Below are 15,179 nucleotides of genomic sequence, written 5' to 3'. Positions count from 1 at the left end.
GGCTCACCCTGTTAGGCTCGCCTAAAGTGACTAAGAATGAAACGTTGCGCTAAGGTACCGACGAGCGCATAACATCCCATCGCTGCCAACCTTTCACGGGCGGCTCCGACTGGAAGTGACACAGCTTCCGCCCCAACCTGAAAGGACGAACCATGTTTGGCTACGTCCGAACCCGCCATCGAAAACCGCTGCGGCTGTCAATCGTTGAGGGAAGTTTCGACGGCTCCGTCGCCAAGCGCGATTACGGTCCAAAATCTCTGTCCCACCTGCGCTTTACGATGTATGGCGAGGGAATCGGAAGCGACAGGGATCTTCTTAAAATCGCCAGAGCCAACTGAAGACGCAGTCGTAGAATTGTCCTGAATAACCGAGTTTCGACTCGGGTCGAAAGCAGCGTGGGCTCGGAGTATGGCTCACGCTGTAGTACCCCTAAATTCGCTGCTGAACCGGTCATCTGTGCGAGACCTAGCGTGCCGATGAGCCGATGAGCCATTCAAAGTGGTCCGCCAAGGATAACGCGGCTCATGACATCTCCATCTTCGTCGAGCTCGTGCACCGGCAGATAGGTGTTCTTCTCCATCCACTCCCGCACGATAAGCCTGATCGTGTCGTTGCGCGTCATGCCAAGTTCACCGGCTAAATCGCGAGGCACCTCTTCGACGTCCTCCTCCATCGTCACTGCTGCGGCGTTCCTCAAGCGCAACGCCGCGCGGCGCAGCAGAATCTGCAAGTCTGGTAGTGGGATGTTACCGATCCGATCGGCTGCGAATCGCTTTTCGGCAAGTAACTCTTTTAGACGGCCCTTCGCAATCAACGCCAGCTTGATACCGCAACGGTGGCAGCGAGCGCCCTCAGGGCGTCATCGCTGCCGCCTGTGGGAGTAGATTGGCCTTGTTTGTCCCGGAGCCCGAGCTCGCACTCGTCTGAGATCCTGCGCAGATGCTCGTCGTGCTGGGCCTGCAACAGGTGGAAGCGCTCCAATAAATCCTCAGCGTCTTCGGTCGGCTGATGCACGAGCTTTGATCCGATGAAGGGTGATCCGCCTCGACGGCACCCATGTCAAACGGTGGCAGCATTTTCCTTTAGTTCGTTCTTAAACTTTCCTAGAGGAACCTCGGTTTCCCCTCGCCCGCTTTGCAGAAGTCGTGCGTGCATATTCACGCGCAATGCACAGCGATGGGTGGCTCGGGCGGGAATGGCGGAGGCGCGAACACCCTACATTCCAACACGGATGCCGCACCCCCATATTTCTAAAGGAGCGGAACCGCGAAGGTGGAGCCGCTCGCGGGAATCGGGCGCCCGGGCAGGTTGGCCAGCCCTCCCGCGCCTCAGGTGAGACCGCCTACCGCGAGCGGACTACCAGACGACAGATCTCGCGGCTTCAGAAAATGGCGACCATCACGAAGAGGTGATGGTGATAAGACGCATCAGGGCGGCGACGATCCTGACGCCCGCCTATCCCTCTTCGAGGCGGCGGAAGCTGCATGCCGATCCTGAGGCTTTGGCATCATGCGCGGGCCGGACGGCGCACATGCTGTGATTGGCTTTCGTTGCGAGTCGAAATGAAATAGATCTGCCGCAATTTTTCTCGACCAGATGGAAGAGATGACGAGCAAACAAGACCGACATGTCAATTCCAGGGGCTTTCAGGTCCTTTTGGCGCTGGTGACTCTCGAACGGGGAAAGATGATTGCGAGAATAAACGACATTCGAACGCGCAGGCCTGACCGCTTTCTGCTCATCCCCGGAATATACAATTTGCCAGCCGTATTGATTAGGCGCATGGTAGGTCTTCAGTAGCTGTTTCTCAGGGCGCTACTGGTTGGAGGTCGGTTGTTGCCTTCGCCCCAAATTGAAGGAGGACAGCATGTCTTCCAATCTCAACATATCTGTGCGGACCTCTGACCTGGCTGTATTGCAAGGCGTCCTCGACGACGCCGGATACGATTCCACAAGTAGCCTCGCAGATCCGAAATATTACAACATCGCCGTCAAATTGCTGTTCCATCTTTATAATGATGGAATGACCTCGCCCGCGGCCCTTTCCATCGAACTCAGCCGGCACTTTGGAAAAACACCACTGTCCTCGAAATCATCCGCGGAGTTCGAAAAAAATCGCAAGTTGATACAGGGGATCCGTTCAGCCGTTGTGGTCAAGTCGCCCACCGGCGCCTCAACAGACACTTGGTGAGTTACTAAATTCGACAAAGCCACTGCCAACCGGATGGCGGGTTGCATTCCGGAGCAGTTCCAACCCATGAACTACCTTCAACTCAGTGGACACGGCGCCGGATTGCCCCGGCAGATGAATGTCCTGCAATATATCATCGGGGTCGCCCGGCAGAGCGACCAAGCCGTTCACTCAAGCCCCTTTGCTGCACTTGCCGAAACCATAAATGGGCGACAGCGCGCCGGGAAGCGGCACAATAATGGGCACCATCAGAGGAGTCTGGAATGCCAAAAGCACCAAAAGAATTTGCAGCCAGCGCCAACGGAGACAAATGGTTTCTCGGACATAACGAACCTGCGGACCAGCATGTCGTGATCCATCACGCCAACGACGCCTCCGGCGGCACTGAGACGAGATGGCCGATTTCGAGCTTTCTCGAGCACTTCGGCGATCATCCGCAAGGTCAGGCTCTTCGCGCGGCACTACGCGATGCCGGATCTGTTGAACAGGAAGCATCAAGCGAACATACGCGCGTTGCGCAGAAACCGGTAATTTCTTTCCCTTGGTCTCGCAAGATGGACCGCCTCAGGGATTGAGCCAATAATCACTCACCTTAAAGGATAGCCCCACGGGGTATCTCAAGGCTTCCGACTGCGGCCAGGGCGCCTTGTCGCGCAGCACCGCATAATCTTCCTTGCCGCTGAAATCGAAGCCCTGCTTGAGCAGGCTGCGCGCATAGGTCATGCGGTCGACGACGCGCTGTTGATAGGCGTTGAAGATCGCAAACGGGATCTTCAGGTCCTGCGGCTCGATGGCGTCGTCGATCTCGCCGCGGTCAGCCATGAACTTGTCGATGTCGGCCTGCAGGAAGAGCATGCGGTCGGGATCAAGCGACTTGACGAACTGATCCATCACCCTGCCCGACAAGGCATCATCGAGCGGAACCGGCTTGTAGCTGTATCGGGAGAGAAATTGCGCGCTGAGCTCAGCCGCCTGCGCCTGCCGCGTCAACGGCTTCAAAACCGGCGGCGCTGCGACCTCGGCATAGGCGGACGGGGCGAGTGCAAGAAATGCACCAAGAAAAACGTAGTGTATGCGCATTCAGCGTGGAGCTGAAACGGCTTTTGCCTTGGATCCAAGTGATCCGCGGGTGCAGTGTACGTTACCGGCGTAAGCGGACAGGAACGCTCAGCTGACGCGCAAAACCGGGCTTTCGATCGCCTCCAACGCCCACGAGCCTTAGTCGTCAATCAACCGGCGACGGCCCCCGCAAAGTTTGAGTTGACCGCCTTCGATGACGAGGCAACACTTGCATCTGCAGCAAGGCAGGAGGAACACGATGGACGAGCAAGACCGCTGGCGCCAGATGGCAAGCGCACCGAGAGACGGCAGCCGCATCTTGGTGACGATCCGCGCATCCGAACAGGGGCCGGCGGAAGTCGACCTCGCCTATTGGTCGCATGGCGATCAGTTCGGCGGAGAAGGCTGGCGCGCCTCGGATTCCTCGCCGGGGCACATCATCGAATATGCCGAGCCCGAGTTGAAGTGCTGGATGCCGATGCCCTCGGCCAACCGCACCTCGATGCCCTCGCCCTGGGAAGGCGACGACGACGAGCAGCTCGATGGGTCGGGGATTTGAGGAGCCGCCAAAGGGGATCAGAATCCTCAAAAACCGCTGATGTGTTTGGGTGTTGGCAACCTCACCAATTTGAATGCGTATATCTGCGACTCGAGCTCCCGGCGAAAGTCAGGTGTCGGATTCACCGCTCAGCCATTTGGCTCTTAGCTAGTGATTCTTGATTAATTGCACCCCATCGTAAACCGCTCTATTTTTACTTGCAGGGTGCCTCGACAAGACGGAACGTCCTCGGCTTCGCAACGCCGTCGGACCACTTTGGCTACCGCACCAACCCCAGGCGCCGTTCGACGACACGATCTACGAGGAGACGAGCGATGGGCGCAACGACGCCGGACAACATCATGCAGCTTGGCATGGGGTTTTGGGCCTCCAAAGCCATGCTGAGCGCGGTCGAGCTCGGCGTCTTCACCGAGCTCGCAGCCGGCCCGGCCGATCTGCCCGACCTGCAGGCCAGGCTGAAACTGCACCCCCGCTCAGCCCGCGACTTCCTCGACGCCCTGGTGGCCCTCAAGCTGCTCGAACGCGAGGACGGCCGCTATCGCAATACCACCGATACGGACCTTTTCCTCGACAAGGCGAAGCCGTCCTATATCGGCGGTATCCTCGAAATGGCCAATGCCCGGCTCTACGGTTTCTGGGGCTCGCTTACCGAAGCCCTGCACACGGGAGAGCCACAGAACGAAGCCAAGCACAGCGAGGACTTCTTTGCTGCGCTATATGCGGAGCCGGCACGGCTGCGCGGATTCCTCGCGGCGATGAGCGGGATCAGCGCCGGTGCGGCGCAGGCGATCGCCGCGAAGTTCGACTGGTCGAAATACACGACCTTCGCCGATGTGGGCGCGGCGCAAGGCATGGTACCGGTGGTGATCGCCCGGGCCCATCCGCATCTCCGGGCCCTCGGCTTCGACCTGCCTGCCGTGCAGCCGATATTTGACGAGTTCGTCGCCCGTCACGGCCTTGCCGACCGCATCCGCTTCCACAGCGGCAACTTCTTCGACAGCCCGATGCCGAAAGCGGATGTGATCGTGATGGGGCATATCCTCCACGACTGGGATCTTGCCGAGAAGAGGATGCTGCTGGAAAAAGCCTTTGCCGCGCTGCCGAACGGCGGGGCCCTGATTGTCTACGACGCTGTCATCGACGATGAGCGCCGCAGCAACGCCTTCGGCTTGCTGATGAGCTTGAACATGCTGATCGAGACCCGCGGAGGGTTCGACTACACCGGTGCCGACTGCCAAGCCTGGATGCGCGACGCCGGTTTCGTGTCCACACGCGTCGAGCCGTTGCTGGGACCGGACTCGATGGTGATCGGATTCAAGCCCGATTGAGCGGAAACGGCGAGCTCGGCCGGTTGAGTAAGTTCGATCAATGGCGCGATGTCGATCGCCTTGCTCTGACCCCGACCCGTGAAGGCGGCGCTGGCCTCCCCCAAAGTTGATGCGCCGTGGGGTTGAAATAGTCGTCTTCAGATCCATCATTTTCTGCATGAAACGAATAGTCATCATTGCGTGCGCGTGCGTGGCGTTTCTCGCCGCCTGCTCACGCACCGAACCTCTCGAAGTGTCTGCCGCGCCTTCCGTTTCACCAGGCGCCGCCCCAGTCAGCGATCAAGCTGTAATTGCAGATGTGGTTGGCCGCGGAACTGTCGGAACGAAAGCTCTCGCCTGGGCAAATCCGTCGACTGGGAGCGCCGGAGTTATCGAACAGATTGACACCCACGATAGGCTTGATGGATGCCGTGGTTTCGTAACAAGTCGCCAGTCACTTGAGGGTACTACGCGCTTTGGTGGCGTAGTTTGCCCCTCTGGGAATTCTTGGAAGTTAGGAGCAACGACCCACTAGCGTAAAACCGGTGCCCAGATAGCGAGAAATCTCCATCGCTTCCGAGACGATCGATGATGACCGCGCGAACCCCGTATTTTCCGGATCGGACCCCTGGCCGTGTGCACATAAATAAGAATCGACGGACCTTGCTCCATGTCGAATAAGTAATGCCTATCGTGAATTAGTGAATCATCCCTTTATGCCCGGACATAAATGCATAGACTTTTGCATCTATCTTATAAATACCGTCGGAATTCCAATTTAATACTTATTTCGACGAGGCCACTCACAAGATTTTTACGCAAAGCCCCGCGGCCGTTGCCACCGCGGGGCTTCTCGACGCCTCACCCGGGAGAGGGGATCAGGCGGCCTGGACTTTACGGTTCGTGCGGGCCCATTCGGGCAGCCAGTCGCCGTGGGCGGCGAGCAGGTCGTCGACCAGCGACCAGATCTGGTCGAGGTCGAGCTCGGCCGCCGTATGCGGGTCCATCATCGCGGCGTGGTAGATGTGCTCGCGATTTTCGGTCATCAGCGCCTGCACCGTCAGTTCCTGCACGTTGATGTTGGTGCGCATCAGTGCCGTCAGCTGCGGCGGCAGGTCGCCGATGAACGTCGGCTGGATGCCGGAGGCGTCGACGAGGCAGGGCACTTCGGCGGCGCAATTTTCCGGCAGCGAGGTGATGCAGCCATTGTTGCGGACGTTGCCGTAAATCACCGAGGGTTCGCCGGTCCAGACCGAATTGATGATCGAGGAGGCATATTCCTTCGACGGCGTCACCTCGATCTTGTCGGCCGAGCGATAGGCCTCGGCCTGACCCTTCCAGCGCTCGATCTGCTCGATGCAGCGCTTCGGATATTCATCGAGCGGGATGCCGAATTTCTCGATCAGGTCCTCGCGGCCCTCCTTGATGAAGTAGGGCGTGTATTCGGCGAAATGCTCCGAGCTTTCGGTGACGAAATAACCGAGCCTGGTCAGCATCTCGTAACGCACCTTGTTCGGGCAGCGCGGGTTCCAGCCCGGCTTCGGCGCCCTGCCCTCGCGATAAGCCCGCAGCAGATCGGGATAGAGGTTGCGATAGGAACCGTCGGCCTGGCGATGCTCGAATTTGAGATAGAAGGCCATGTGGTTGATGCCGGCGGCGCGATAGCGGATTTCCTCGTAGGGAATGTCGAGATCGTGCGCCAGTTCCATCGCCGTGCCCTGCACCGAGTGGCAGAGGCCGACCTGGCGGATTGTGGGGTATTTCTCCGATATCGCCCAGGTGTTGATCGCCATCGGGTTGACATATTGCAGCATGATCGCCTCGGGGCAGACGGCGAGCATGTCCTCGCAGACCTTCCACAGATGCGGTACGGTGCGAAGCCCGCGCATGATGCCGCCGACGCCGAGCGTATCGGCAATCGTCTGGCGCAGCCCGTATTTCTTCGGCACCTCGAAATCGGTGACGGTGCAGGGCTCGTAACCGCCGATCTGGAAGGCGACGACAACAAAATCGGCGCCTGAAAGCGCCTTGCGCTGGTCGGAATAGGTCTCGGCCTTCGCCTTGACGCCGAGTGTCGAGATCAGCTTGTTGACGACGATGGCACTTTCCTCAAGCCGCTGCGGATTGAGATCCATCAGCGCGATCGTCGCGCCCGAGAGCGCCGGCCGCTGCAGCACGTCGCCGATGATGTTCTTCATGAAGACGGTGGAGCCTGCTCCGATGAAGGTGATTTTGGGATTTCCTGCCATTATAGCCTCCGGCATTCGATAATCATGCTACCTCGAAAGCGGCCTTGACGAGCCGTTCGGTGTAGGCGGTCTTGGGATTGGTGAGAACTTCGTCGACGGGCCCTTCTTCCATGATCTTGCCATGCTGCATGACGATGACGCGGTGGCACAGCGCCCGGACGACCTTCAGATCGTGGGAGATGAAGAGGTAACTCAAGCCGCGCTCGTCCTGCAGCTTGCGTAAGAGTTCGATGATCTGCGCCTGGACGGAGAGGTCGAGTGCGGATGTCGGCTCGTCGAGCAGGATGAATTCCGGCTCCAGCGCAATAGCGCGGGCAATGGCGATGCGCTGGCGCTGGCCGCCCGAAAATTCATGCGGGAAACGCGACAGGATATTGCCGGGCATGCCGGCGGCAACAAGCGCCTCGCGCACCCGGTCCTGGCGCTCGGCCCTCGTGGCGCCGAGCTTGTTGACGACGAGGCCCTCGTCGATGATCTGGCCGATTGTCATGCGCGGGTTGAGCGAGGAGAACGGATCCTGGAACACCACCTGCATACGGGCCCGTAGCGGCCGCATCTCGGCCCTGGACAGGCCGTGAATCGGCTGACGGTCGAAATGGATCTCGCCGGCCTGCGGCGTGTTCAGCCGCAGGATCGCCTGGCCGAACGTGGTCTTGCCGGAGCCGGATTCGCCGACCAGGCCGAGCGTCTCGTGACGGCGCAGCGTCAGGCTCAGGCTGTCGACGGCGACAAGCTCGCGCATCTCCGGTTTCAGGAAGGTGCCGTGGCGAAGCATGAAGCCGACCCGCACGCCCTTGGCATCGAGGATGATGTCGGAGCCCTCCGGCAGCGGATTGGCTTGCCCGCGCGGCTCGGAGGCGAGCAGATGCCGGGTATAAGGGTGCTGCGGATTGGCAAACAGCGCCTCGGTGACATTGTGCTCGCGCACCTCGCCATGCTGCATGACATAGACGTAATCGGAGAACTGCCGCACCACCGTCAGATCATGGGTGATGAGGATGACCGCCATCCCCAGCTCTTTCTGCAGGTTGCGGATCAGGTTGAGGATCTGCGCTTGGACGGTGACGTCGAGCGCCGTCGTCGGCTCGTCGGCGATCAGCACGTCGGGATCGTTGGCGAGCGCCATGGCGATCATCACGCGCTGGCGCTGGCCGCCGGAAAGCTGATGCGGATATTGCCTGAGGCGCGCGGCCGGATCGGGGATCTGCACATGTTCGAGCAGCTCGAGCGCCCGCTTTTCCGCATCCCGCTTGCTGATCCGGCGATGCACGCGGATCGCCTCGACGATCTGGCTGCCGATCGTATAGATCGGGTTCAGCGAGCTCATCGGCTCCTGGAAGATCATCGAAATGCGGTCGCCGCGCAGCTTGCGGCGCGCCCGCTCGGAGAATTTCAGGATGTTGCTGCCGTCGTAGGAGACCGTCGATTTGTCGGAGACGACGGCGCGCTTCGACAATAGCCCCATCACCGTTCGCGCCGTCACCGACTTGCCGGAGCCGGATTCGCCGACGATGGCGATGGTCTCGCCGCGATAGAGCTGGAACGAGACGTCCTTCACGGCTTCGACCATGCCGTCCTCGACCTTGAAATTCACCGCGACGTTGCGGGCGTCGATGATCGGCACATCCGAGCGGCCGTCATGATCGTGGCGGACGGGCGGGGCGAAGGAATTGACCAGGGAAAGAGCCATATCAATCACCTCAATAAGGATCGACGGCGTCACGCAGTCCGTCGCCAAGCGCATTGAAGGCGAAGACGGTGACGAGCACGAAGCCGACCGGGGAAAGAATCCAGGGATAGGAGCCGATGACCGAATAGGTCGCCGTATCCTGCAGCATCAGCCCCCAGGAGATCAGCGGCGGCTTGACGGCGAACCCGAGGAAACCGAGGAAAGATTCCAGCAGCACGACGCTCGGGATAGCGAGCGTCACAGCGACGATGACGTGGCTCAAGACGTTGGGCAGGATATGCTGGATGATGATGCGCCGGTCGGTGGCGCCGACCGCCATCGCCGCCCGGACATAATCGATGCGGGCAAGTGCCAAGGTCTTGCCGCGCACCTCGCGCGACATCTGCGCCCAGCCGAGCGCCGACATCACGACGATGACGAAGGCGAGGAAGACATTTGTCGGGGCAGTCACCGGGATCAGCGAGGTCAATGCCAGATAAAGGGGCAGCTGCGGGAAGGCCAGCACCAGCTCGACGAAGCGCTGCAGCCAGACGTCGAAAGTACCGCCGAAATAGCCGGAAACCATGCCGACCGTCGTGCCGATGAGGGTGACGATGAAGACCACTGTCAGCGCGATCATTAACGAGATGCGCGAGCCGATGATGGCGCGCGACAGCACGTCGCGGCCGAACTTGTCGGTGCCGAGGAAATGCACCGGCTGGCCGTCGGTCGAGCCGAAGAAGTGCCGGTCGGCCGGGATCAGGCCGAACAGCTTGTACTCCGCGCCCTTGACGAAGAACCCGAGCAGCCGCGGATTGTCGTAGTCCATACCGACGATCGGCTGGAAGGTGACGGGATCGAGCTCCTCGGAATCCGACAGCGCATAGACACGCGGCTGGAAGACGAAGTTTCCGTCCTTGTCGTGGAAGCTCATCACCTGCGGCGGCGCGAAGCCGACATCGGTCGCCTTCGGGTCGATCGGCGCGAAGAAATCGGCAAAGACCGCCATCAGGATCAAGAGCCCGACGAGCACGAGGCCGATCACGCCGGTCCAGGAGCGCCGCAGCCGGCGCCAGACGAGCGCCAGATAACTTTCGCTGCCATGCGAAGGCTTCTTGACTGCGGGTTCGGTTGTCGGTGGTGTGTCGGACGAATCGAAAGCAAGCATCTCAGGCTCCTCCGAACTGGCGCACGCGCGGATCGAGAAGCGCGAGCAGCATGTCGGCGATAATATTGCCGACGATCAGCGTCGCCGACAGCACCATCATGAAGGTGGCGGTAACATAGACGTCACCGATCGCCATCGAGCCGACGATCGCCGGTCCGACGGTCGGCAATGCAAAAATGATTGCGGTTTCGATCTCGCCGGTCAGCATGTAGGGCAGCACGACGCCCTGGTACATCACCAGCGGATGCAGCGCGTTCGGCACCGCATGGCGCATCACCACCGCGCTGCCGGAAAGGCCCTTGGCCTTTGCCGTCTCGACATATTGGGCATTCAGCGTATCGAGCAGATTGCCGCGCATGACGCGCATGTTGTAGGCGAGCCCGCCGAAGGTGGCGATCGCCACAACCGGCCAGACATGGTGGACGAGATCGAGGAATTTCGCCCAGGACCAGGGTGCGCCGCCATATTGCGGCGAGAAGAAGCTGCCGATCTCAGTCACGTTGAACTGGAAGACCAGGAGATAGACGATGATCAGCGCCATGAGGAAGCGCGGCACCGTCATGCCGAGGAAGGAGACTGCCGATAGCGTACTGTCGATCCAGCTATATTGCCGCGTCGCCGCCCAGATGCCGAAGCCGATGCCGAGCACGGAGGCGAAGATGTGGCAGACGAGCGCCAGAAGCAAGGTCCGCGGCAGGCGTTCGCCGACGACGTCGGCCACCGGCTTGTTGTAGAACATGCTGTAGCCGAAATCGCCGCGCGTGACGATGCCGCCGATCCAGTTGACGTATTGGACGACGAGCGGCTTGTCGAGGCCGTGTTCGACGCGATAGGCCTGCGCCTGCGCGTCGGCCTGGGCATAGGATGCGCCACCCTGGTTGATCAGCTGGGATCTTATGTAATCGGCATAGTCGCCGGGCGGAGCCTGGATGATCGCGAAAGTCACCACGCTCAGGATCAGGAGAACGGGGATCGCGGAGGCTATGCGCACGAGCAGGAATCGTAACATCGGACGGTTCGCTTCGCTTTGCCGCCAGTCGCTCCTGTCGGCGCGGCCGGCTCGTTGGTCATATCGGGCCGCGCGCGGCACGCGCGGCCCGGAACTCACTTCAGCTGGGAGGGAACTCTTCCCGCGCGCCGCATCGGATGCGACGCGCTTTAGCTCTTGGTTTCAGGCAACAAGCCTCAGTTGTTCGGGCCTCAGTTGGTCGGGCCCTTGTCGCCGGGCTTGCCGGGCAGCTGCTCGGGGAACAGCTCGTATTTGCCCTGCTTGTCGGCAGCCACCCACAGGCGTTCGCGGATAACCGAATCTTCAGCCCAGTTGAACATGAAGATCGGCGTTCCCTGGGGCACGTTGGAGAAGCGCTTGTTGATGATCAGGGCGCCGGGATATTCGGTCAGTCCCACCGTATTGACGTGTTCGGTCGAGATCTTCTGATACTGCTTCATAAGATCGACGCGCTCGTCATTGTTCTGGCTGGTGGTGAACTTGTTGACGACGTCGACAAGTTCCTGTTCGAACGGCATCAGATCGAGCTTGTCGTCCTTGCCGGCGCGATGATGCCAGCTGGTGCGCGGACCGACCGGGGCAAGCTGCTCGGTATTCTGCACCACCGACGACAGCTCCGTCGTGTTGCGCTGGATCAGCCAGTCGAAGCGGCCGGCATAATGGGCGTCGTCACGCTTGGCGCCGTCGAGCGCATTGATAACGATCTTCAGGCCGAGCTTCTCCATCTGGCCGACGACACCTTCCGCAAGGCTCTTGTCGGTCGTGTACTGATTGTTGATCAGCATGACGATTTCGACATCCTTGCCGCCCGCTGTGCCGGCCGGGAAGTTCACGATGCCGTTGCCGTCGGTATCCTTGAGGCCCGCTTTGGCAAGTTCCGCCTTGGCGCCCTTGAGATCGAAGGGATAATAGACGGTGGAGTTGCGGTCGTAGAAGCTGGTGCCGGAGGAAAGTCCGCCCGGATAGATCGCCGTGAACGGCCCCTTGACCAGCGAGTCACCGATCGCCTTGCGATCCAGCGCCATGCTGACGGCCTTGCGGAAGTCCTCGTTGCGGTTGAGCTCGCGGATCGCCTGACCGCGCTCGTCCGGGTTGCCCCAGCCATTAGCGGAGAAGTTCATGCGCAAGTTATAGCCGATCAGGCGCGGGCCGAAGGCAAGGCGCGCGGGCGCGGTCTTTTCCGCAGCGCGCTTCAGCGATGCGACGAAGTTTTCCGGCTGCTCGAGATTGGAGAAATCGGCGGACCCGGCTACGGCCTGCACGTCGCGGTCGGCCCAGGTCGAGAGCTTGTAGTGCAGCTCGTTGAGATAAGGCAGCTGATTGCCCTTTTCGTCGACCTTCCAGTAATAGGGATTGCGCCGCAGGACGATGATGTCGTCGGGGCGATATTCCACCGGCACCCAGGCGCCCATCACAGGCATGTTCATGAACTCCGGCGGGAAGGCGTTCTTGAACTGGTCGTAGGTGTTCTTCGAATATTTCGGATGCTGCGGCTTCAGGATGTGCGACGGACCCGGGCAGAAGTTCGGGTAGGCCATCGTGTAGAGGTACTGCTTCGGGAAGGCTTCCTTGAAGGTCCATTCGACCGTGTAATCGTCGATCTTCTTCAGCGTCGTGCCGACACCGAAGGCTTCTGGCGAAGCGCCGCCGCCGAGCGGCGAGACGTTCGGATCGATGACCTCGTCTTCCCAGTAGAACATGATGTCGTCGGCGTTGAACGGCGCGCCGTCAGACCACTTGGCGCCTTCGATCAGGTGCATGGTCAGCTTATGGCCGTCCTCCGACCAGTCCCAGCTCTTGGCAAGGTTCGGCAGCGGCTCGGTATCCTGGGCCTTCACCTGGAAGAGCGGCGCGGTGCGCGTCAGGCATTCGGACAGGCCAATGTCGATGCCGCCCCAGCCCTGCGTCTGGCCGGCGCCGTAGTTCCAGCCTTCCGGCCGGCCGCCGATGACATGGCGCATCGTATCGCCGTAGACGCCGGTGCCGTCGGGCATATTACCGGTCTTGAAGACCAGCGGCTCCTTCGGCAGCCGGTCCTTGACCGCCGGCAGCTTGCCGCTGGAGACGAAATTCTTGGTGACCCAGTCGGGCTCGTGATATTCGGGCAGCGCCTTGAACTCCAGGATGGAGTCGCGCGCGACATAGTTGATCTTGCCTTCGGCCGGGAATTCCGGCGGCACCGGCGGAACGGTCGCCTCGGAGGCGTAGGCATTCAGCGCCATGACCGAGACGCCGAGCGCCAGTCCGGCCAGAATGCTTGTCTTGCGGAAATTCATCATCGTTTCTCCCTCTGTTTCGGAGCGCGGTCACGCGGGCTCCTGTTCCTCGCACGATGTGAAAGCGGGTTTGATGTCATGGATTTCCCTCCCGGAAATCCATGACGACCCTCTTCCACGAAAAAGTCAGACGGCTTGTTTCAGCGCCGCCTTTTCCGCACGCAGCTCCTCGATCGAGCGTACGTTGCGGCGCGCAGCCCCCGCCCAATCGCGGGTCTGCACCTTCGATTTCGACAGCCGCTCCTTGGCCGCCGGCACGGCATCAGCATATTGCGGCAGCCAGCGCGCCTGGGCAACGACCATCTCGTCGACCATCTGCCACACTTCCTCCGGCGTCGAGACGGCGCCAACCAGCGGATCGTGCAGCACGGCAAGCTTTAAGAGGTCGATATCGCCCGAGATGGCGGCATGCACCGACATGCGCTGCACGTTGATCGAGGCGATGCAGGTGGCCGCGCAGGCTTCCGGCAGGGTGACGCCCGAGACCATGTTGATGCCGAAGCGATCGACGAAGCCGGGCGATTCGATGATCGCATCGGATGGCAGGTTGGTGATGACGCCATTGTTCTTGACGTTGAAATGACCGCGATAGACCCGGTTTGTTTCCAGCCCTTCCAGGATGTGGCTGGCATGTTCGTTCGAGCGCCTGGCGGGATCGATCGGCTTCGACGCGGATTCGAGGAACTGCGGGAATTCCGTCTCGAACCAGTTGCGCGTTTCCGTCGAGTGCCGGAGGTAACCGCCGGTCTCGCCGTGGATCCAGTCGGACATGTCGATCCAGCGGGTGATTTCCTCCGGCCGCTTGCGGTACCAGGGCAGGTATTCCGAGAGGTGGCCGTTGCTTTCGGTGGAATAGACGCCGAACCGCTTCAGCACGTCGATGCGCAATTTCTCCTGCTGCGAATAGACGGGATGCGCCTCGAAGGCGGCGACCAGTTCGTCCTTGCCGATCTTACGGCCGTTGAGGCGCAGATCGATGAACCAGGTCTGGTGGTTGATGCCGGAGCAGATGTAATCGAGCTCGCGCACCGACTGGGCGCCGAGCACCTCGGCGATCTGTTCGGCGCCGTGCTGGACGCCGTGGCAGAGGCCGACGGTGTCGACCTTGCCATATTCGATCGCCGCCCAGGTGTTCATCGCCATCGGATTGGCGTAGTTGAGGAATTTGGCGCTCGGCTCGGCGACCTCTCTTATATCCTTGCAGAAATCGAGGATGACGGGGATGTTGCGCTGGCCATAAAGGATGCCGCCGGCGCAGATCGTATCGCCGACGCACTGGTCGATGCCGTATTTCAGCGGGATCCTGATATCGTCGGCATAGGCTTCGAGCCCGCCGACCCGGACGCAGCTGATGATGTAACGCGCGCCTTCCAGCGCCTTGCGGCGATCGGTCGTCGCCGTCACCTTGGTCGGCAGCTTGTTCGCCTCGACGACCCGGTCGAGGATCGCCTTGATCATCTCGAGGTTATGTTCGCTGATATCCGTCAGCGCGAATTCGATGTCGCGAAACTCCGGAACGCACAATATGTCGGTGAACAGCTTCTTGGTGAAACCGACGCTGCCCGCACCGATGATAGCGATTTTGAAACTCATGATCTTCACCTCGACCCAATCGAATGCTAGAGAAGAGATTGATATGGAGGAACAGACCGCATGCCGGCACATGTGGTTGAAAAAGCCGTAAAACTGCCT

General features: G+C 60.5%; 13 protein-coding genes and 1 pseudogene. 6 read left to right on the top strand and 8 right to left on the bottom strand.

Annotated features, from left to right (window positions below; translation table 11 throughout):
- Window positions 1-152: 152 nt before the first annotated feature.
- On the top strand, window positions 153-338 hold the full coding sequence (locus GGD53_RS11190; protein ID WP_184455877.1) for a hypothetical protein: 186 nt from the start codon (window positions 153-155) through the stop codon (window positions 336-338).
- A gap of 155 nt (window positions 339-493) precedes the next feature.
- Here the strand turns inward: GGD53_RS11190 and GGD53_RS11185 are convergent, their stop codons facing one another.
- Window positions 494-814 (bottom strand): CopG family transcriptional regulator, encoded by a 321-nt coding sequence (locus GGD53_RS11185; protein WP_210303164.1) that lies wholly within the window; start codon window positions 812-814, stop codon window positions 494-496.
- A gap of 1,053 nt (window positions 815-1,867) precedes the next feature.
- Between GGD53_RS11185 and GGD53_RS11180 the strand changes: the two genes are divergently transcribed.
- Complete coding sequence (locus tag GGD53_RS11180; protein ID WP_088397295.1) at window positions 1,868-2,191, top strand: hypothetical protein; 324 nt, start codon at window positions 1,868-1,870, stop codon at window positions 2,189-2,191.
- 263 nt (window positions 2,192-2,454) lie between these two features.
- Window positions 2,455-2,766 carry a hypothetical protein gene (locus GGD53_RS11175; protein WP_088397294.1) on the top strand — a complete coding sequence of 104 codons (312 nt, stop codon included), beginning with the start codon at window positions 2,455-2,457 and terminating at the stop codon, window positions 2,764-2,766.
- 46 nt (window positions 2,767-2,812) lie between these two features.
- Here the strand turns inward: GGD53_RS11175 and GGD53_RS11170 are convergent.
- Window positions 2,813-3,271, bottom strand: a pseudogene (locus GGD53_RS11170) (carboxy terminal-processing peptidase); the annotation flags it as partial.
- Between the two features lie 238 nt (window positions 3,272-3,509).
- On the opposite strand from GGD53_RS11170, the gene GGD53_RS11165 reads away from it, so the two are divergent.
- The 3 genes from GGD53_RS11165 to GGD53_RS11155 all read left to right on the top strand — a co-directional run bounded on the left by GGD53_RS11165 (window position 3,510) and on the right by GGD53_RS11155 (window position 5,651).
- On the top strand, window positions 3,510-3,809 hold the full coding sequence (locus GGD53_RS11165) for a hypothetical protein (protein ID WP_064695736.1): 300 nt from the start codon (window positions 3,510-3,512) through the stop codon (window positions 3,807-3,809).
- Window positions 3,810-4,123: 314 nt separating this feature from the next.
- Window positions 4,124-5,137, top strand: coding sequence for a methyltransferase (locus GGD53_RS11160; protein WP_184455875.1), 1,014 nt, complete (start codon window positions 4,124-4,126; stop codon window positions 5,135-5,137).
- Between the two features lie 109 nt (window positions 5,138-5,246).
- Window positions 5,247-5,651 (top strand): RT0821/Lpp0805 family surface protein, encoded by a 405-nt coding sequence (locus tag GGD53_RS11155; RefSeq protein WP_348647411.1) that lies wholly within the window; start codon window positions 5,247-5,249, stop codon window positions 5,649-5,651.
- Window positions 5,652-5,994: 343 nt separating this feature from the next.
- Here the strand turns inward: GGD53_RS11155 and GGD53_RS11150 are convergent, their stop codons facing one another.
- The 6 genes from GGD53_RS11150 to GGD53_RS11125 form a co-directional block, all read right to left on the bottom strand.
- Window positions 5,995-7,365 (bottom strand): alpha-glucosidase/alpha-galactosidase, encoded by a 1,371-nt coding sequence (locus GGD53_RS11150; protein WP_088392032.1) that lies wholly within the window; start codon window positions 7,363-7,365, stop codon window positions 5,995-5,997.
- A gap of 22 nt (window positions 7,366-7,387) precedes the next feature.
- Window positions 7,388-9,055 carry an ABC transporter ATP-binding protein gene (locus tag GGD53_RS11145; RefSeq protein WP_184455871.1) on the bottom strand — a complete coding sequence of 556 codons (1,668 nt, stop codon included), beginning with the start codon at window positions 9,053-9,055 and terminating at the stop codon, window positions 7,388-7,390.
- A gap of 10 nt (window positions 9,056-9,065) precedes the next feature.
- Window positions 9,066-10,202, bottom strand: a complete 1,137-nt coding sequence (locus GGD53_RS11140; RefSeq protein WP_184455869.1) for an ABC transporter permease — start codon at window positions 10,200-10,202, stop codon at window positions 9,066-9,068.
- 1 nt (window position 10,203) lies between these two features.
- Window positions 10,204-11,211 (bottom strand): ABC transporter permease, encoded by a 1,008-nt coding sequence (locus GGD53_RS11135; RefSeq protein WP_184455867.1) that lies wholly within the window; start codon window positions 11,209-11,211, stop codon window positions 10,204-10,206.
- Between the two features lie 191 nt (window positions 11,212-11,402).
- Complete coding sequence (locus tag GGD53_RS11130) at window positions 11,403-13,490, bottom strand: ABC transporter substrate-binding protein (protein ID WP_184455865.1); 2,088 nt, start codon at window positions 13,488-13,490, stop codon at window positions 11,403-11,405.
- 123 nt (window positions 13,491-13,613) lie between these two features.
- Window positions 13,614-15,080 carry an alpha-glucosidase/alpha-galactosidase gene (locus GGD53_RS11125; RefSeq protein ID WP_184455863.1) on the bottom strand — a complete coding sequence of 489 codons (1,467 nt, stop codon included), beginning with the start codon at window positions 15,078-15,080 and terminating at the stop codon, window positions 13,614-13,616.
- Window positions 15,081-15,179 lie beyond the last annotated feature (99 nt).

Origin of the sequence: Rhizobium aethiopicum, from assembly GCF_014197535.1 — a bacterium.
Taxonomy (GTDB): Bacteria; Pseudomonadota; Alphaproteobacteria; order Rhizobiales; family Rhizobiaceae; genus Rhizobium; species Rhizobium aethiopicum_A.
Note: the sequence above shows the minus strand (reverse complement) of the source record. Positions and strands in the feature narration are given on the sequence as shown.